14 protein-coding genes and 1 pseudogene are annotated in these 17,821 nt (G+C 62.2%); 11 read left to right on the top strand and 4 right to left on the bottom strand.

The window, feature by feature from the left end; translation table 11 throughout:
- The first annotated feature begins 382 nt into the window (after window positions 1-382).
- From kdpF to AACY42_RS27450, 6 genes are all read left to right on the top strand, one after another.
- Complete coding sequence (kdpF, locus tag AACY42_RS27475) at window positions 383-472, top strand: K(+)-transporting ATPase subunit F (RefSeq protein ID WP_032833236.1); 90 nt, start codon at window positions 383-385, stop codon at window positions 470-472.
- Between the two features lie 8 nt (window positions 473-480).
- Complete coding sequence (kdpA, locus tag AACY42_RS27470; RefSeq protein ID WP_339483621.1) at window positions 481-2,175, top strand: potassium-transporting ATPase subunit KdpA; 1,695 nt, start codon at window positions 481-483, stop codon at window positions 2,173-2,175.
- Between the two features lie 10 nt (window positions 2,176-2,185).
- Window positions 2,186-4,240, top strand: coding sequence for a potassium-transporting ATPase subunit KdpB (kdpB, locus tag AACY42_RS27465; protein ID WP_339483620.1), 2,055 nt, complete (start codon window positions 2,186-2,188; stop codon window positions 4,238-4,240).
- Between the two features lie 237 nt (window positions 4,241-4,477).
- Window positions 4,478-5,023 carry a potassium-transporting ATPase subunit KdpC gene (gene kdpC / locus AACY42_RS27460; protein ID WP_339483619.1) on the top strand — a complete coding sequence of 182 codons (546 nt, stop codon included), beginning with the start codon at window positions 4,478-4,480 and terminating at the stop codon, window positions 5,021-5,023.
- A gap of 206 nt (window positions 5,024-5,229) precedes the next feature.
- Window positions 5,230-7,881, top strand: coding sequence for a sensor histidine kinase KdpD (locus AACY42_RS27455; RefSeq protein WP_339483618.1), 2,652 nt, complete (start codon window positions 5,230-5,232; stop codon window positions 7,879-7,881).
- Between the two features lie 66 nt (window positions 7,882-7,947).
- Window positions 7,948-8,646 carry a response regulator gene (locus AACY42_RS27450; protein WP_339483617.1) on the top strand — a complete coding sequence of 233 codons (699 nt, stop codon included), beginning with the start codon at window positions 7,948-7,950 and terminating at the stop codon, window positions 8,644-8,646.
- A 217-nt stretch (window positions 8,647-8,863) separates the two neighbouring features.
- On the opposite strand, the gene AACY42_RS27445 is transcribed toward AACY42_RS27450, so the two are convergent.
- Window positions 8,864-9,901, bottom strand: coding sequence for a patatin-like phospholipase family protein (locus tag AACY42_RS27445; RefSeq protein WP_339483616.1), 1,038 nt, complete (start codon window positions 9,899-9,901; stop codon window positions 8,864-8,866).
- 207 nt (window positions 9,902-10,108) lie between these two features.
- On the opposite strand from AACY42_RS27445, the gene AACY42_RS27440 reads away from it, so the two are divergent.
- The 3 genes from AACY42_RS27440 to AACY42_RS27430 all read left to right on the top strand — a co-directional run bounded on the left by AACY42_RS27440 (window position 10,109) and on the right by AACY42_RS27430 (window position 12,295).
- Window positions 10,109-10,399 carry a hypothetical protein gene (locus AACY42_RS27440; RefSeq protein WP_339483615.1) on the top strand — a complete coding sequence of 97 codons (291 nt, stop codon included), beginning with the start codon at window positions 10,109-10,111 and terminating at the stop codon, window positions 10,397-10,399.
- Between the two features lie 105 nt (window positions 10,400-10,504).
- On the top strand, window positions 10,505-11,260 hold the full coding sequence (locus AACY42_RS27435; RefSeq protein ID WP_339483613.1) for a CHAD domain-containing protein: 756 nt from the start codon (window positions 10,505-10,507) through the stop codon (window positions 11,258-11,260).
- Between the two features lie 237 nt (window positions 11,261-11,497).
- Window positions 11,498-12,295: an acyl-CoA thioesterase gene (locus tag AACY42_RS27430; RefSeq protein WP_339483612.1), complete on the top strand. Its 798-nt coding sequence runs from the start codon at window positions 11,498-11,500 to the stop codon at window positions 12,293-12,295.
- A gap of 8 nt (window positions 12,296-12,303) precedes the next feature.
- On the opposite strand, the pseudogene AACY42_RS27425 reads toward AACY42_RS27430, so the two are convergent.
- From AACY42_RS27425 to AACY42_RS27415, 3 genes and pseudogenes are all read right to left on the bottom strand, one after another.
- Window positions 12,304-12,522 (bottom strand): annotated as a pseudogene (locus AACY42_RS27425) (terminase); the annotation flags it as partial.
- Window positions 12,523-12,809: 287 nt separating this feature from the next.
- Entirely contained in the window at window positions 12,810-14,291 is a 1,482-nt protein-coding gene (locus tag AACY42_RS27420; protein ID WP_339483611.1) for a methyl-accepting chemotaxis protein, read from the bottom strand.
- A gap of 241 nt (window positions 14,292-14,532) precedes the next feature.
- Window positions 14,533-15,342 (bottom strand): TatD family hydrolase, encoded by an 810-nt coding sequence (locus tag AACY42_RS27415; RefSeq protein WP_339483610.1) that lies wholly within the window; start codon window positions 15,340-15,342, stop codon window positions 14,533-14,535.
- Between the two features lie 236 nt (window positions 15,343-15,578).
- Between AACY42_RS27415 and AACY42_RS27410 the strand changes: the two genes are divergently transcribed.
- Both AACY42_RS27410 and AACY42_RS27405 read left to right on the top strand, forming a co-directional pair.
- The gene (locus AACY42_RS27410) at window positions 15,579-17,000 is read left to right on the top strand and encodes a transglycosylase SLT domain-containing protein (protein ID WP_339483609.1); all 1,422 of its coding nucleotides are present in this window, start codon (window positions 15,579-15,581) and stop codon (window positions 16,998-17,000) included.
- A 100-nt stretch (window positions 17,001-17,100) separates the two neighbouring features.
- Window positions 17,101-17,535: a DoxX family protein gene (locus AACY42_RS27405; RefSeq protein ID WP_339483607.1), complete on the top strand. Its 435-nt coding sequence runs from the start codon at window positions 17,101-17,103 to the stop codon at window positions 17,533-17,535.
- Window positions 17,536-17,821: the final 286 nt, after the last annotated feature.

Raw genomic sequence — 17,821 nt, 5'->3', positions numbered from 1 at the left:
GTGGGAGCGAGTTGAGGGCGACGTTGCCTGTTTTGGCGTCATCGCGAGCAGGCTCGCTCCCACAGGAGATCTTCTGCGAACACGGATTTTGTATTCACAGCAGCGCCATTGTGGGAGCGAGTTGAGGGCGACGTTGCCTGTTCTGGCGTCATCACGAGCAGGCTCGCTCCCACAGGAGATCTTCTGCGAACACGGATTTTGTATTCACAACAGCGCCATTGTGGGAGCGAGCCTGCTCGCGATGACGCCAGTCCAGTCAACCCACAACCCATTCTTTACAGATTCTTTACCCCCCAGCCCCGCTCTCGATCTCGTTCCTTTACAGCCTCCCTGCCGACAATCACTCCCCACACGGCACGACGCCGTACCACGGAGAAATCCTATGAGTGTTCTGGACGGGGTGTCGCTGCTGCTGGCAGGGGCGCTGTTCATTTATTTGCTGGTTGCGCTGTTGCGCGCCGATCGGAACTAGGAGCGGTTATGCACGGTTATGATTTCGGGCTGATCCTCGCCTTTTTCGCCCTGGTGCTGATTCCGGCGCCGTTTCTGGGGCGGTTTTACTACCGAGTGATGGAAGGCCAACGCACCTGGCTTTCGCCGATCCTCGGCCCGGTGGAACGTGGTTGCTATCGCCTGGCCGGTATCGACGCCACGGTTGAGCAGAGCTGGCAGAAATACACCCTGGCCTTGCTTGCGTTCAATCTGGCGGGTTTTTTCTTGCTGTTTGTGATTCTGCTGTTGCAGGGATATTTGCCCCTCAATGCCGAGCAACTGCCCGGCATGGAGTGGACCCAGGCGTTCAACACGGCCGTGAGTTTCACGACCAACACCAACTGGCAGTCCTACAGTGGTGAAGCGTCCCTGAGCTACCTGAGCCAGATGGTCGGCCTGACCGTGCAGAACTTTGTCAGCGCCGCCACCGGCCTGGCCGTACTGGTGGCGCTGTGTCGCGGGATCGGGCGCAAGTCCGCTGCGACGCTGGGTAATTTCTGGGTCGACATGACCCGCGCCACCCTTTATGGATTGTTGCCGCTGTGCCTGCTACTGGCGTTGTTCCTGGTCTGGCAGGGCGTGCCGCAGACCTTTGCGCACTATGTGCACGGGGTCACGCTGCAGGGGGCCGACCAGGTCATTCCGTTGGGGCCGGCCGCCAGCCAGATCGCGATCAAGCAACTGGGTACCAATGGTGGCGGTTTCTTCGGCGTCAACTCGGCGCATCCCTTCGAAAACCCGACGGCCTGGAGCAACCTGTTCGAAGTCGCTTCGATCATCCTGATTCCCGCTGCGCTGGTGTTCACCTTCGGCCATTACGTCAAGGACCTGCGCCAGAGCCGGGCGATCATCGCCTGCATGCTGGCCTTGTTCCTGATCGGCGGCGCTACCTCGCTGTGGGCCGAAAACCAGCCCAACCCGGCCCTGAACAACCCGGCCGTCGAGCAAGCGGCACCGCTGGAAGGCAAGGAGGCGCGCTTCGGCACCACCGCCACGGTGCTGTGGTCGGTGACCACCACGGCGGCCTCCAACGGCTCGGTCAACGGTATGCACGACAGCCTCAGCCCGCTCAGCGGCATGGTGTCGCTGGTGAACATGATGGTCGGCGAGGTGATCTTCGGCGGCGTCGGGGCCGGGCTCTACGGGATGCTGTTGAACGTGCTGATCGCGGTGTTCCTGGCTGGTTTGATGATCGGTCGCACCCCGGAATACCTGGGCAAGAAGCTGGGCGCCCGGGAGGTGCAACTGTTGGTGGCAACTCTGTTGGTGATGCCTGTCAGCGTGCTGGTGCTGGGGGCGGTCGCCGCAAGCCTGCCCGGGCCGGCCGCAGCGGTGAGCAACCCGGGCGCCCACGGTTTCAGCCAGTTGTTGTACGCCTACACCTCGGCGGGAGCGAACAACGGTTCGGCATTCGCCGGGTTCGGCGCCAACACCCCTTTCCACAACCTGATGCTGGGCCTGGGCATGTTGATCGGCCGGTTCGGCTACATCCTGCCGGTGCTGGCATTGGCCGGCAGTCTGGCCTTGAAGAAGACCGCGCCGATTGGCCAGAACAGCTTTCCCACCCATGGCCCGCTGTTCGTGACGTTGTTGACCGTGACCATCTTGCTGGTGGGGGGCTTGACCTTCCTGCCGAGCCTGGCGCTGGGGCCGATTGCCGAACACTTGAGCATGGGCTTCTGAGGACCTGATGATGAATATGCCGATGAGCAAAACCGTCGCCGCCAAGGCACCGGAACAACCGAAGACCCACCTGTCGGCCCTCTGGCGGCCAGCGTTGGTGCAAGCCTTCATCAAGCTCGATCCACGCCAGTTGCGCCGCGCGCCAGTGATGCTGGTGGTGGAGCTGACTGCGATCCTCACCACTGTGTTGTGCTTCATCCCCGACAACGCCGTGCCGACCTTTGTCGCCGCGCAAATCGCGTTGTGGTTGTGGTTCACGGTGCTGTTCGCCAACTTCGCCGAAGCGTTGGCCGAAGGCCGCGGCAAGGCCCGGGCCGACAGCCTCAAGGCCGGCAGCGAAGGCCTTAACGCACGTCGCCAGACCGCCAGTGGCTTTGAAATCATCCCCGCCACCCGTCTGCGTAAAGGCGATGTGGTGCGTGTCGAGGCCGGCGACATGATCCCCGGCGACGGTGAAGTGATCGAAGGCATCGCCGCGGTCAATGAGGCGGCGATCACCGGCGAATCGGCGCCGGTCATCCGCGAGTCCGGCGGCGATCGCTCGGCCGTCACTGGCAATACACGGCTGGTCTCCGACTGGTTGCTGATACGCATCACCAGCAATCCCGGCGAATCCACCCTGGACCGCATGATCGCCTTGGTTGAAGGCGCCAAGCGCCAGAAAACACCGAACGAGGTGGCGCTGGATATCCTGTTGATCGGCCTGACGCTGATCTTCCTGTTGGTGGTGGTGACGCTGCAACCGTTCGCCCATTTCGCCAACGCCAACCTGCCGCTGGTGTTTCTGGTGGCACTGCTGGTCACCTTGATTCCCACCACCATCGGCGGGCTGCTGTCGGCCATCGGCATCGCCGGGATGGACCGGTTGGTGCGCCTGAACGTGATCGCCAAATCCGGTCGCGCGGTCGAGGCGGCGGGGGATGTGCATGTGCTGATGCTGGACAAGACCGGCACCATCACCTTTGGCAATCGTCGCTGTACAGCGGTCTATGCCGCCCCCGGTGTGAGTGCCAAGGAACTGGCCGAAGGCGCGCTGTTCGCCTCGTTGGCTGACGAGACGGCCGAGGGCAAGTCCATCGTCGAGTACCTGCGAGGTTTGCATTCACAGCCCGAGCCTGGCGTCGAAGCGCTGACGGCCGTGCCGTTCAGTGCTGAAACCCGTTTGTCCGGGGTCGACTATCAGGGCCGTATCTACCGCAAGGGCGCCGTGGACTCGTTGCTGGATTTCATCGGCCTTGCACGCAATGAGTTGCCGCCGGCACTGGCGCGGGAGGTCGACAAGATCGCTCAGAGTGGCGGCACGCCGTTGCTGGTGTGCGTGGACGGCAAGCTACTCGGTGTTATCCATCTCAAGGACGTGGTCAAACCCGGCATTCGCGAGCGCTTTGCCGAGCTGCGCAAGCTGGGGATCCGCACGGTGATGGTCACCGGCGACAACCCGCTGACCGCCGCGGCGATTGCCGCCGAGGCCGGTGTCGATGACGTGCTGGCAGAGGCCACGCCGGAGAAAAAACTGGCGCGTATCCGTCATGAGCAAAATGACGGTCGGCTGGTGGCCATGTGCGGCGACGGTGCCAACGATGCCCCGGCCCTGGCCCAGGCCGATGTCGGCATGGCGATGAACGACGGCACCCAGGCCGCGCGGGAGGCGGCCAACATGGTCGACCTCGACAGCGACCCGACCAAACTGCTGGACGTGGTGCAGATCGGCAAGGAACTGCTGGTGACCCGTGGGGCGCTGACCACCTTTTCCATTGCCAACGACATCGCCAAGTATTTCGCGATCCTGCCGGCGCTGTTCGCTTCGATTTATCCACCGCTCGGCGTGTTGAATGTGATGCACCTGAGCAGCCCCCGGAGCGCGATCTTGTCGGCCATTGTCTTCAACGCCTTGATCATCGTCGTACTGATCCCCCTGGCCCTGCGCGGTGTGCGCGTGCAAGCGGCAAGCGCGGCGGCGCTGTTGCGACGCAATCTGTTGATCTATGGCCTGGGCGGGATCGTCGTGCCGTTCGTGGGGATCAAGGCGATCGATATGTTGCTGACGGCGTTGCACCTGGTTTGAGCCTGACGTGCGGTGAACCATTTTTTGTTGCAGGAAGATTGCACCCGCCGAGCTCTGTAGGAGCTGTGTAGGAGCTGTCGAGTGCAACGAGGCTGCGATCTTTCCCCAGACACTTGAATCCCAAGCGAAAGATCAAGATCAAGATCAAAAGATCGCAGGCTTCGCCAGCTCCTACAGAGCCAGCGGGAGCAAGTTCCTTGCCTGGAAGTTAGCTGTTTCTTATTCGAGGATTTTGAAATGTCCACTCTGATTCGCCCGGCTTTGAGCCTGTTATTTCTGATGGCCCTGATCACCGGTGTCGCGTACCCACTGGTGGTCACCGGCGTGGCGCAAGTCGCCTTTCCCGTCCAGGCCAATGGCAGCCTGATCGTCGATGCGGCCGGCAAGGTCCGTGGCTCGACGCTGATTGCCCAGGATTTCACCGGCGATGCCTGGTTTCATCCACGGCCATCGGCCGGCGCCTTTGCCACGGTCGCCAGCGGCGCCAGCAACTTTTCCCCGAGCAACCCGGCCCTGGCCACGCGGGTGATCGATGACGCCCAAAAACGCCAGGTGCCCGGCCAGGGCCCGGTGCCGCTGGCGTTGCTGACCACCTCCGCCAGCGGGCTGGATCCGCACTTGCCTCCGGCGGCGATTGCCTATCAACTGGCGCGTGTCGCCGCAGCGCGCAACCTGCCGGCCTCGACCTTGCAGCAACTGCTCGATGACAACACTGAGCAACCCCTGGTGGGTCCGCCCGTGGTGAATGTGTTGGCGCTGAACCTGGCCCTGGAAAAACTGTAAAACCTGTGGGAGTGGCGCCTGTGGGGGCGAGGCTTGCTGCAGCAAACCTGTGGGAGCCGGACCTGTGGGAGCAAAGCCTGCTTGCGATCAAGGCGACACGGTTCAACTGATGAGCCGCGTTATCGTTCATCGCGAGCAAGCTTTGCTCCCACAGGTCCGCCTTCGCGCAGGGTGTTTGATCAATATTTGAAAGAGATTTTCACGCCATGAGCGACTCCGGCCGCGCCGATGCATTGTTAGCCAATCTGCCCCGCAATGACCGTGGCCGGCTCAAGGTCTTCCTGGGGGCGGCGCCCGGTGTCGGCAAGACCTACGCCATGCTGCAAGCGGCCCACACCCAACTGCGTCAAGGCGTGAAAGTCGTCGCCGGGGTGGTGGAAACCCACGGTCGTGCCGAAACCGAAGCACTGCTCGGCGGCCTGGTGCAGCAGACCTTGGTGCGCTCGACGTATCGCGGTGTGACGCTCGAGGAAATGGACCTCGACGGCTTGCTCGCCGCCCGGCCGAACCTGGTCCTGGTGGACGAACTGGCCCATAGCAATGCGCCGGGCAGTCGCCATGCCAAACGCTGGCAGGACATTCAGGAACTGCTTGCGGCGGGCATCGATGTCTACACCACCGTCAATGTCCAGCACCTGGAAAGCCTCAACGATCAAGTGCGCGGCATCACCGGTGTGCAGGTGCGCGAGACGTTGCCGGATTGGGTCTTGCAGGAGGCCGATGAACTGCTGCTGATCGATCTGCCATCGCGTGAGCTGTTGGAGCGCCTGCGTGATGGCAAGGTCTACGTGCCGGAACAGGCTCGGGCGGCGATCGATGCGTTCTTCACCCAGACCAACCTGACCGCGTTGCGCGAGCTGGCCATGCAGACCGCCGCTGCCCAGGTCGACAATGACCTGGCCCAGGGTTATCGACAACTGGGCCAGGCCGCGCCCGCGGTGCGCGGACGCCTGCTGGTGGGGGTGGGCGCCGACGTGCAGGCCGAACGTCTGGTGCGCCACGCCAGTCGCGTCGCCCAGCGTCGGCATTTGCCGTGGAGCCTGGTCCACGTAGACAGTGGCGTCGCGCACGATGAGTCGTCGCGACAGTCTCTGCAAAATGCCCAGCAGTTGGCTGAACGTCTCGGCGGTGAAGTGGTGCTGTTGCGGGCCGGCGAAGTCGCCAAGACCTTGATCCAGCACGCCACCGAGCGTCGCGCCACGCTGCTGCTGGTGGGCCAGTCCAGGCCGCGTTTGCGACGGCGGCTGTTGGGCGGTGGCTTGGCTTCACGCTTGCTGCGCGATGCCCGGGGACTGGAAATCAGTGTGCTGGACAGCGATGAACAGCCCCGTGCCACCCGCGTGCGTTCGAGCGCCGTCCAGACCGGGTTCGACTACGTGCTGGCGCTGGCGGCGACCGTGGCGGCCAGCGCGTTGGCCTGGGGTATTTCAGGGTGGCTGGCGTTGCCCAATATTTCCCTGGTGTTTCTGATGGCGGTGTTGCTGGTGGCGGTACGCAGCAGCCTCGGCCCGGCGCTGGCCTGCGCGGCGCTGTCGTTCCTGGCCTATGACTTCCTGTTCATTCCACCGTATTTTTCCTTCACCATCCAGCGCGAAGAAGACGTGCTGACGCTGGTGTTTTTCCTGCTCATGGCAGCCCTGACCGGCAACCTTGCCGCTCGCCAGCGTCGCCAGTTGCAGGCCCTGCGCGACACCCAGCAGGAAACCGGCGAACTGCTCGACCTGTCGCGCAAACTCACTGCCGCCACCGACCGCCAGGCAGTGGTCAGCGCCGCTGCGCAGCACCTCAACGGCCAGCACGACTTGCAGCTTTGCCTGCTCAATCGCGACGGCCAGAGCGATTGGAAGGTCGAGACCGGCGAGCCGTTGACGTTTACCGAAGCCGAACGTGCGGCGGCCGACTGGGCCTGGCAGCACGACCAGCCCGCTGGTGCCGGCACCGGGACGTTGCCGTCTGGGCGCTGGTGGTGGTGGCCGCTGTCGGCGGAAGGCGGACCACTGGGGTTGCTGGGTGTGTGCCCGAACGAAGGCAAGCCGTTGAGCGGCCAGCGTCGGCGTTTGCTGGCCGCCCTCAGTCAACCATTGGCCCAGGCGTTAGCCCGGGCGCAACTGGCCCAGGACCTGGAAGCAGCGCGCCTGCACGGTGAAACCGAGCAACTGCGCAGCGCCTTGCTGGCGTCAGTGTCCCATGACTTGCGCACACCGTTGACGTCCATGCGCGGCAGCATCGACAGCTTGCTGGCGCTGGGGGAGGCGATCCCACTGGCCGATCGTCGCGAACTGCTCGAAGGCACCCGCGATGAAGCCGAGCGGTTGGATCGCTACATCCAGAACCTGCTGGATATGACCCGTCTGGGGCACGGCGCCCTGAAGCTGGCGCGGGACTGGGTGTCGCCGGCCGATATCGTCGGCAGCGCGCTGAACCGCTTGCGGGCGGTGTTGGCGCCCCTGGCGGTCGGCGTCGAGGTGCCTGCTGACCTGCCGTTGCTATATGTCCACGCGGCGCTGATCGAGCAGGCCTTGGTAAACGTGCTGGAAAACGCCGCGCGTTTTTCACCGGCCCATGGGCGGCTGCTGCTGAGCGCGGGTACGAGGGACGGCGAAGTGTTTTTCGCCGTGGCCGACGAGGGCCCCGGGATCCCTGAACAAGAGCGAGAGAAAATCTTCGACATGTTCTATACCGCTGCGCGCGGTGATCGGGGCGGGCAGGGCACGGGGTTGGGATTGGCCATCTGCCAGGGCATGGTCGGTGCCCATGGCGGGCGAATCAGCGTGGCCGATGGCCTCGACGGGCGCGGCACCTGCCTCACGTTGCACCTGCCCTTACAGGCACAACCGGGCATGGACGATGAAGCCTGAGCGGCCCTGGGTTACTCTTTCGTCCCACCTGCTTGCCTTTTCACCTGATTGCAACGAACGAGCGCCATGAGCCAGACCGCGACCCTTTTGGTCATCGATGACGAACCGCAGATCCGCAAATTCCTGCGCATCAGCTTGAGCTCCCAAGGCTACAAGGTGCTGGAAGCCGGCACCGGCGCTGAAGGCCTTGCCCAAGCGGCGCTGAACAAACCCGATCTGCTGGTGCTCGACCTGGGCCTGCCGGACATGGACGGCCAACAAGTGTTGCGCGAGTTTCGCCAATGGTCGACGGTGCCGGTGCTGGTGCTCTCGGTACGGGCCAGCGAAGCGCAGAAGGTCGAGGCGCTGGACAACGGTGCCAACGATTACGTGACCAAGCCGTTCGGCATCCAGGAGTTTCTCGCCCGCATCCGCGCCTTGTTGCGCCAGGCCCCGGCGGGCGAGCCACAGGAAGCCGCGCTGATGTTCGGTCCGTTGACGGTGGACCTGGCGTATCGACGGGTGCTGCTGGACGGCACCGAGGTGGCCCTGACCCGCAAGGAGTACGCGGTACTGGCGCAACTGGCGCGGCACCCGGGGCGGGTCATTACCCAGCAGCAACTGCTCAAGGACATCTGGGGCCCGACCCACACGGAAGACAGCCACTACCTGCGGATCGTGGTCGGCCACCTGCGCCAGAAACTGGCCGACGACCCAACCCGGCCGCGGTTCATTGTGACCGAGGCGGGGGTGGGGTATCGGTTGTTGGGGGAGGGTGCTGTTTAGCCACAAAGTTTCAAGCCAAGCACTGCTATGAGGGGGGAGTCAAACGTCGCCCCGCCCCGTAGGAGCTGCCGAAGGCTGCGATCTTCTAATCTTTCACTTGGGACTCAAGCGTCTGAGGAAAGATCGCAGCCTCGTTGCACTCGTCAGCTCCTACGGCCCAGCGGTGCGGTGCGACGTTTCGCTAAATCCCCTCCCCACAGGAGGCCAGTGATCACATTCAGTTCTGCTCATTCTCATACCGATCCAAGGTATCGCTGGCAATCTCCCGTCCCAACGCGATCAACTCCGGCGCCTTGTAGAACTCGAAGAACCGACACACCCGTTTCGGCACGTTGATCAGCACATCCGGCGGGTAACCGGCGATCTTGTACTGGGCGAGCGAGGTCTGCATCACTTCGAAGCTCTGGTTGATCAAGTCCAGCAACGACGCCGGGCCGACGTTGTCGATGATGAACGAACCGGTGGCGGATTTCGGTGCGCCTTCGTTCTCTGGCGCGGCGGCCGGTTGTTGGCCTTCGGGCTCGGCCGAGCCGATCCACGGGTTGATGTCGGCGGCCTCGGCCTTCAAGGCTTCCTGTTCCAGCAGCAACAACTGCTCGGCCTGCTTGCGGCGAAACGGCAGGCGCGAGCCCAGGGAGCTGACCAGGGTGTCGAAGCGCCGCCGGAACGCGGCGGGACGCTGGATGACCGGTAACAGGTATTGTTTCTGGTTGGTGGCGTTGAGATTGACAGCGATGATCAGGTCGCAGTGGCTCGACACCACCGGCACGATCGGCAACGGGTTGAGCAGGCCGCCATCGACCAGCATGCGGTTGCCTTGCATCACCGGTGTGAACAGGCTGGGAATCGCCGCCGAGGCGCGCATTGCCTGATGCAGGCAACCTTCCTGGAACCAGATTTCCTGCTGGTTGGTCAGGTCGGTCGCGACGGCGGTGTAGGGGATGCGCAATTGTTCAATGTTGATTTCGCCGACGATCTTGCGGATCTGCCCGAAGACCTTTTCGCCACGGATCGCCCCCAGGCGAAAACTGACGTCTACCAGGCGCAGGACGTCCAGATAATCCAGGCTTTCGATCCAGTTGCGGTACTCCTCGAGCTTGCCCGCCGCATAGATCCCACCCACGACCGCGCCCATGGAACAACCGGCGATGCAGGCAATGTCGTAGCCACGTCGTTCGATTTCTTCGATCACCCCGATATGGGCATAGCCCCGGGCGCCACCCGAGCCCAATACCAATGCGACACGTTTTGTCATGACCCGGCCTCTTGTCGAACAGACTTCAACAATGCACCCATCGACGGCTTGGCTCAATCGTTGTGGCGCACGCGTCGTTATTTGACACGCCGGCGTGGCATTTGCGTATTCTCAGCCACACTGAATTTACACGGTCGGGTCTTGGCACTTTTTGCCGGCGTAACCGTCTTACCTGCACGACTGTTTTCCTGACTTGAGGTGTAATCAATGAAAGCCCGGATCCGCCTGCCCTTGGTGGCATCTTTGATGGTTCTGGCCCTGGCCGGTTGCGCAGGCAAAACCGCTTACCGCGACAGTTGCGGCAGCCAGCTCGACAGCGCTTGGCGTGAACTGGACCTGGCCAAGGCCGAAGGTTTTGCCGGCACCGTCAGCTACTCCAAGGCCCTGTCCCTGCTGACAGGCGCCAAGACCCAGCAGCAATTCGAAGCGTTCGAAGGCTGTACCAAGAAAGCCGAGAAGGCGCGTTTCTACATTCGCGAATCCCGCGCCGGACGATAAAGGCAGCGACAAGCAATCATCGGCAAGCTACAAGGGAAGGATGCAAAATCGTTTTCCACTTGTAGCTTGCTGCTTGACGCTCAACGCTGTGTACGGAGTACGTCCATGATTGATCGGCTGGTGGCCCGGATACTGGGCCTGGAAGTCCGCCTGTTGGCCTGTCAGGCCCGTTTGAATGCCCATACCGACAGCGAAGCGCTGCATGACCTGCGCACCACGGTACGCCGTTTGCGCAGCCTGCTGCGTCCATTGCGTGGGTTGCCCGGCGTCGAACAGCTGGAATCGGCTGCTTCGGCGATCGGCACCCTGACCACGCCCTTGCGCGATCGGGAAGTGTTGGCCGCTTACTTGGAGCAGCATGGTCAGGCCGAGGCGGCGCGGCGACGCCAGGTGCAAATGGCCCATGCCTATCCCGCCGTGGCCGCGAGTGTTGAACTGGCGCAGTTGTTGATGATCCTCGATGCCTTCCCGCGCTTCATTCGCGCCGCCCAGCGCGAGGGGCTGCTGAAGGGCTTGCGCAAACGTATCGAAAAGCGCCTGGACAAACAGTGGAAGAAACTCGGCGAAGCCCTGCGCGATCCGGCCCATGACCGCCATCGATTGCGCTTGCTGATCAAGCGCGTGCGTTACGCCATCGAAGCCTACCCTGAGCTTGACCGCCTGCCCGAAGCCGCCATGCCCCGGCTCAAGTCCGCCCAGGCCGCGCTGGGCAACTGGCACGATTGCTGGCAATGGCTGGCCAGGGCCAAGCAAGAAACCGATTTACACGTTTGTGTGCCCACCTGGCACGCCGCGATGGAAAAGGCTGAGGCCAAGTCCGACAGGGTGCTCGACAAGCTGATTGCCAGTTGCTTCAAATAATCCTGACCTCACCCATAATCCCTGTGGGAGCGAGCCTGCTCGCGATAGCGGTGGGTCAGCTTGCAGACTTATCAACTGATCCAGCGCTATCGCGAGCAGGCTCGCTCCCACATAAGATATTTGTGGGATTCAGGCTCGCGGCTTTTCTGTCAGCCTCTTTGGCCGGAATGAGCCCTGTGCCGCCGTCCCGGGCTGGTTAAGATCCCTTCATCTTTTTCCCCTGTTTTCGAGGTCGTCATGCGCTTTTCCGATTTGATCGATGCCGTGCGCCGGCAGCCAGGTGCGGTGACCATCGTGCCTGAGTGGGGCCAGGGGCGGGCCAGCTTTGGCGGGTTGGTGGCGGCGCTGCAATATGAGGCGATGCGTGCCAAAGTGCCGGCGGACCGCCCGGTGCGCTCGCTGGCGATCACCTTTGTCGGCCCGGTCGAGCCCAACGTGCCTGTCAGTTTCGAAGTCGACGTGTTGCGTGAAGGCAAGGCCGTGAGCCAGGTGTTGGGGCGCGCGGTGCAGAACGGCCAGGTGGTAACCGTGGTGCAAGGCAGTTTCGGCGCATCGCGCTCATCCGTGGTGGCGGTGCAGGCCGATCCCGCGCCAGAATTCAAAAGCGTGGAACAATGCCAGGAACTGCCTTACGTCAAGGGCATGACCCCGGAATTCATGCGGCACCTGGCGATGCGCTGGAGCGTTGGCGGCTTGCCGTTCAGCGGCAACAAGTCCCGGAGCATGGGCGGCTGGGTGCGCTTGCGCGGCGATGTGCAGGAGGAGCCGCTGAACGAAAGTCATATCCTGGCCTTGGTGGACGCCTGGCCGCCGGCCTTGTTGCCTCACCTTCCGCAAATGGCCCCGGGCAGCACGCTCACGTGGACCATCGAGTTCGTCCAGCCGTTGCTGGAGCTCACGACGCTGGACTGGTGCAAGTACCTGGCCGAGATCGAACATGCCCAGGACGGCTACGGCCATGTCGCCGCGAAGTTCTGGAGCGCCGATGGCCGCTTGATCGCCCTGAGCCGGCAGACGGTCACTATCTTCGGTTAAGGCTCTACGTGTCCGTGACGCTGCAAGCCGAGTGCCGCGAGCAGGCCGATGGTGCCGATGGCGACATCGCCCAGGCTCAAGCTGAACACGCCCGACACAATCAGCAGAAACGCGATGATGAACAGCGGCACGGCAATCAGGTGCAACACCAGGTGGGTGGGGGGTCGATGATTGTCTGGGTAGACACGCCATTGCCAGGCCGGAAGATTGGGGTGACGCTTGCCCATGATGCTGTTCCTTGAATAAAACCGAATAACCCAAGGATAGGTCCGGGCGGGCGGGGCGGCGAATGGCGGTTGGCTATCGAAGCGATAGGTGGCCATACAGTTTTGCTGTTGTGCAAAGGTGCTTGCTCCCGCTGGCCTCTGTAGGCGCTGCCGAAGGCTGCGATCTTTTGATCTCTCGCTTGAGATTCAAGTGTCTGGGGCAAGATCGCAGCCTCGTTGCACTCGACAGATCCTACAGCACGGCCCAGCGGGAGTCTGGCCACAGAAGCCCCAGGCAAGCCAGCCTTCTACAGTTTCAACTGCCCAATCGCCTTGCTCAACTCGCCCGCCAACGTCGCCAGTTCATCGCTGGTGGTGGCTGAGTCGACGGTTTGGCGTACGGTGTTCTCAGTCACGTCGCGAATGCTCACCACTGCCCGGTTCATTTCCTCGGCGACGTGGCTTTGCTGTTCGGCCGCGACAGCGATCTGGGTGTTGCTCTCGCGCATTTGCGCCACCGCTGCGGTGATCTGTGCCAACGCGTCGCCGGCCTCGCGGGCCTGTTGCACGCAATCGTCGGCCTTGAGCGAACTCTCCTGCATGAAGTCCACTGCGTCCCGGGTCCCGGCCTGCAGGGCCGAAACCATGGTGGTGATTTCGTCCGTGGAGGTCTGTACCCGCTTGGCCAGGTTGCGCACCTCGTCGGCCACCACGGCAAAGCCCCGGCCCATTTCCCCGGCCCGCGCCGCTTCGATAGCCGCGTTCAGGGCCAGCAGGTTGGTTTGCTCGGCGATGCTGTGGATCACACTGACCACGCCATTGATCTTCTGGCTGTCTTCGGCCAGGCGCTGGATCATTTCGGCGGTCTGCTGCACACCCGAAGACAACCCGGTGATCGACTGTTGCACCCGACCGACCACTTCCTGACCGTTGCCGGCCAGGGTATCGGCGGTTTTCGACAGGTCGCGGGTGGCGCCGGCGTGCTGGGCGATGTGATAAACCGTGGCGGACATTTCGTTGATCGCCGTGGCCGCCTGATCGGTTTCGCTTTGCTGGCCGAGCATGCCGTGGCGCACATCGTTCATGCTCGATGCCAGGCGCGCGGCACCACTGTCCAACTGCCGGGCGGTGCTGGCAACGGTGTCGACGACCCGTTGATAACCGGCCTGCATGGCGTTGAACGCCGCCGCCATCTGGCCCACTTCGTCCCTGCAGGCCAGGGGCACGCGGGCGGCCAGGTCGCCGGTTTTTTCCACGTGCAGCATTACGTCTTTGAGCGTATTGAGCTGGCTGAGCAAGAAACGGATCAACAACTGGGATGCGCCTAGCATCGCCAGCATCAACACGAACACGGCCACGGCATATTGGCTGAAGCGTTCACCGAACACTTGGCTCAGGCTCACACCTTGGGCCAACACGGCGAGTTGTTGGCCGTCACCTCGACGGATCACTTGGGCACCCAGCAGCGGGTCGTCGCCAAACAGCAATCCGGTGTCGAGTGCGACCCAGCCGTTGGCCTGGGCCAGCGAAGGCAACGGTTGTTCATTGAGAACGGGGACCTGGTCGCGCTGCAATGCCAGGAGATAGTCGACCTTGGGCAGGGGCGTTCCGGCCGGCCAGGCATCCAGCAGATGTGCCTGGGCCTGGGCGTTCGCCTGGGCCGCGTGGTTGCGCGACTGCTGTTCGAGGTGCACTGCGTAGAGCACCAGCAGCAAGGTGGTGACAAAGGCGACCGCATTGACCGCCCAGAATTTGTATTTCAGCGAGATATTGCTAAGCCAGGCACCCATGGAAGGTCTTCTCTGATAGCGGAAACAACATTGGCAAGGTGCCATTATTTTGCCGCTATTCAGGTGACGGAATTTTGATGTGGGTCAACAGGCAATACCGGTGCCGGGGATTTTGATAGAGACCAACAGGCCACCAGATCCCTGGTGTGGGCTTGCTCGCGAATGCGGTGGATCAGCAATACAGCGGTGACTGCTCCAACGCATTCGCGAGCAAGCCCGCTCCCACAGGGGGGATGCGTGTTTATTCGGAAATGGTGGGCAATCCGAAAAACGCCCGGGCGCACGCGGTGCTGTGGGCTGCCAGGTCATCCTGGGTTTCGCCCCGGTGCAAGGCCACTTCACGCAAGACTTCCGTCAGGTAGGCCGGTTCGTTGCGGCCATTTTTGGGTTTGGGCCGCAGCGTGCGGGGCAGCAGGTACGGCGCGTCGCTTTCGAGCATCAGCCGACCGCGGGGAATTTCGCGCACCAACGGGTGCAGGTGCGTGCCCCGGCGTTCGTCACAGATCCAGCCAGTGATGCCGATGTGCAGGTCCAGGTCGAGGTAGCTGAACAGCGCCTTTTTTTCACCGGTAAAGCAGTGCACCACGGCCGCCGGCAACTGATCGCGAAAATCCCGGAGGATGTCCAGCAAGCGCTGGTCGGCATCGCGTTCATGCAGGAACACCGGCAATTGCAATTGGACCGCCAGGGCGAGGTGTTCCTCAAGGACTTTTTCCTGCTGCGGTCGGGGGGAGAAATCCCGGTTGAAATCCAGCCCGCATTCACCCACCGCGCGCACGCGGCTGTGCATCAGCAGATCCTTGAGGTGCCGGGCGCTATCGGCGGTCCACTCGCTGGCGCTGTGAGGGTGAATACCGGCGGTGGAAAACAATCGCTCGCCAGTGTCATCGAGGCTTTGGCACAGTTCCAGGGCCTGTTCACTGCCTTCAAGACTGGTGCCGGTCAAGACCAGTTGGCAGACCCCGGACTCATAGGCGCGCTCAAGCACCGCCTGATGTTTGTCGGCGAAACTGGGGTTGGTCAGGTTGACGCCGATATCGATGAGTTGCATGGTGCTACCTCGACCCAAAGGCCGGAAAGCATATCAGAGCTGTGGATTTATAAGAAAAGCCAAGAACTACAACGAGTTGAGGCTGTCTGTTAAGGCCGCGAGACACATCGGGTTGGTATAAAAGCCATCTCTGTGCCAGTCTTTCGCACTTTTTCAGCGCCCCAGGCGCTCTGTTTCTGTGGACTCAGCCTCGTTTTTCAAGGGAGGCGGTTCGCAGTATTCCTTCCGGAGAGTGGATGACACGTCCCCAGGTATTGCTACTGTTGTGTTGTTCGCTGTTGTTGCCAATGCCGGCCGAGGCGCGGCTGCCTGGGCCGGTGCAGGCGGTGGCGCCGGGCACGGTGCGCGACCTGGCGCAAATCCGCAGCAGTCGCGTGTTGAAGGTTTTGGTCAACCAGAGCCGCAACAGTTCCGGTGAAGTCCAGGGCCAACCCATTGGCGTCGAATACCATCGGCTGCGAGCCTTCGAGCAATACCTCAACGGCCACGCCCGGGATGGCCAGGAAATCACCCTCAAGATCATCCCCATGGCCAAGGACCAACTGCTCGGCGCCTTGCAGCGCGGGGAGGGCGACCTCGTGGCGCCGGGTGAATTGCTCGAGCCCAAGGCCGGCCTTGCGGTCAGCGCCAGCGATCCGATCCGTACCGACGTGCCGTTGCTGCTGGTGGGAATCAAGGGCGAGAAGCGTTACACCCGCGTGGAGCAACTTTCCGGCAAGACCCTGGCCCTGCCCAACGGCAGCGCGGCGGGGGACGCCGTGAGCCAGATCAACCAGAAACTGGCGCTGCTCAAACTGCCGCCGGTGAAGGTCGAATGGGTCGATCCCACTCTGGCTGTGGAGGATGTCCTGGAAATGGTCCAGGGCGGGATTTTTCATTTGACCATCGTCGAGCGGCCTATCGCCGAGCGCTGGGGCAAAATCTTGCCCAAGTTGCGTCTGGACCGGCAGGTGCTGATCGGCGAGCCGGGTGATGAGTATTGGTTCGTTCGTCGTGATGCCGCCATGCTGCGGGCGAGCATCGACCGTTTCCTGGTGACCTACAAAGTGCCTTCCAATCAGGACGCGGCATTCCTGCGCATCTATCGGCGTTTGTACCGGGTCCACTATCCGCTGGCCCGAGCCAATCGCAAGCGCCTGGAGAAACTGCGTCCAGTGCTGCAAAAACATGCCGATGCCCAAGGCATGGACTGGCTCAACCTGGCCGCGCTGGCTTTCAAGGAATCAGCCCTGCAACCCAACGCCCGCAGTGGCAAAGGCCCCACCGGCCTGATGCAGATAACCCCCTCGGCGGCTCGGCGGGTCGGAGTCGATAACATCCAGAACCTGGATGCCAATGTGCAGGCTGGCGCCAAGTACCTGGCCCTTATTCGCCGCAAGTTCTTTGCCAGCCCCAAGCTCAACGAGCGTGAGCGCATGGCCTTCGTCCTGGCCGCCTACAACATGGGCCCCGAGCGGGTCCAAGGTATGCGAGCCGAGGCCCGGCGGCGGGGACTGAACCCCAACCAGTGGTTTTTCCAGGTCGAGCGCATTGCCATGGAGCAGGTGGGAATGGGCGCCGTCAGCTACGTTAATAGTGTCAATAAGTACTACTTGGCCTTTGATCGTGAGCGAGAGTCGCTGGAGCCTGGAAATCAGAAGGTCGCCCAGCGAAAATAATCGATAATTTCGATTTTTATCTCGCGGTTTTTGCGCTTTTTGTACAGGTTTTTTTGATTAATATGGCGACCAACAACCACACACCTTGGGATGAACCCGCATGAACTCGTTGATCAATAAAGTCTTGTTTACCCGCGCAGGCTACGGCCTGACGGTCCTGCGCGTTGTTGTTGGCATTATTTTCGCCGCCCACGGCTCACAGAAACTCTTCGGCCTATTCGGTGGCTACGGCCTGGCAGGCACGGCGCAGTGGATGGAAAGCATCGGCCTGACCCCGGGCTACGTGATGGCGACACTGGCGGGTGGTACGGAGTTTTTCGCCGGACTGGCGCTGGTCATCGGCCTGCTGGCGCGTCCTGCGGCACTGGGCCTGGCGTTCCTGTCGCTGGTAGCGATTTTCTCTGTGCACATCGGTAACGGCTTGTTCATGGCCAACAACGGTTATGAGTTCGCCTTGGCGTTGCTGGCGGGCAGTATTGCCGTGCTGATCGAAGGGGCGGGCAAGCTGTCGGTCGATCGCGCCATCGCGGGTTGATTGCTCGATTTGAATTCGAGGCCTGTCTTGTACGTAATGCTGTTCACTTAGGAAAAACGGCGCTTCTTTCAGAAATGGGAAGCGCCGTTTTTTTTTGGTTTTGTTGCTTTGGTGTGTATATCCGTTATTTAGGTAACGGCTGCTTATGGTTCCGCTCTTACGGCGTTTTTCAAGGTAGTTGTCGCGTCACCGTCTAACTATGCTGCTCTTTTCTCGGCTGGCTGCTCCCGATCCGGGTTCAGCAGCACCGTGCCTATCGGCTCCCAGTTGCGTGTCTGGCCTGGCC

The sequence above is a fragment of the Pseudomonas sp. RL_5y_Pfl2_73 genome, assembly GCF_963970515.1.
Taxonomy (GTDB): domain Bacteria; phylum Pseudomonadota; class Gammaproteobacteria; order Pseudomonadales; family Pseudomonadaceae; genus Aquipseudomonas.
The sequence above is the reverse complement of the archived record's forward strand: the minus strand, read 5'-3'. Positions and strand labels throughout refer to the sequence as shown.

Bases quoted from the DNA above. Each gene is read 5' to 3' on its own strand.
- kdpF (WP_032833236.1), top strand. From the start codon at position 383: ATGAGTGTTCTGGACGGGGTGTCGCTGCTGCTGGCAGGGGCGCTGTTC.
- kdpA (WP_339483621.1), top strand. From the start codon at position 481: ATGCACGGTTATGATTTCGGGCTGATCCTCGCCTTTTTCGCCCTGGTG.
- kdpB (WP_339483620.1), top strand. From the start codon at position 2,186: ATGAATATGCCGATGAGCAAAACCGTCGCCGCCAAGGCACCGGAACAA.
- kdpC (WP_339483619.1), top strand. From the start codon at position 4,478: ATGTCCACTCTGATTCGCCCGGCTTTGAGCCTGTTATTTCTGATGGCC.
- AACY42_RS27455 (WP_339483618.1), top strand. From the start codon at position 5,230: ATGAGCGACTCCGGCCGCGCCGATGCATTGTTAGCCAATCTGCCCCGC.
- AACY42_RS27450 (WP_339483617.1), top strand. From the start codon at position 7,948: ATGAGCCAGACCGCGACCCTTTTGGTCATCGATGACGAACCGCAGATC.
- AACY42_RS27445 (WP_339483616.1), bottom strand. From the start codon at position 9,901: ATGACAAAACGTGTCGCATTGGTATTGGGCTCGGGTGGCGCCCGGGGC.
- AACY42_RS27440 (WP_339483615.1), top strand. From the start codon at position 10,109: ATGAAAGCCCGGATCCGCCTGCCCTTGGTGGCATCTTTGATGGTTCTG.
- AACY42_RS27435 (WP_339483613.1), top strand. From the start codon at position 10,505: ATGATTGATCGGCTGGTGGCCCGGATACTGGGCCTGGAAGTCCGCCTG.
- AACY42_RS27430 (WP_339483612.1), top strand. From the start codon at position 11,498: ATGCGCTTTTCCGATTTGATCGATGCCGTGCGCCGGCAGCCAGGTGCG.
- AACY42_RS27420 (WP_339483611.1), bottom strand. From the start codon at position 14,291: ATGGGTGCCTGGCTTAGCAATATCTCGCTGAAATACAAATTCTGGGCG.
- AACY42_RS27415 (WP_339483610.1), bottom strand. From the start codon at position 15,342: ATGCAACTCATCGATATCGGCGTCAACCTGACCAACCCCAGTTTCGCC.
- AACY42_RS27410 (WP_339483609.1), top strand. From the start codon at position 15,579: ATGACACGTCCCCAGGTATTGCTACTGTTGTGTTGTTCGCTGTTGTTG.
- AACY42_RS27405 (WP_339483607.1), top strand. From the start codon at position 17,101: ATGAACTCGTTGATCAATAAAGTCTTGTTTACCCGCGCAGGCTACGGC.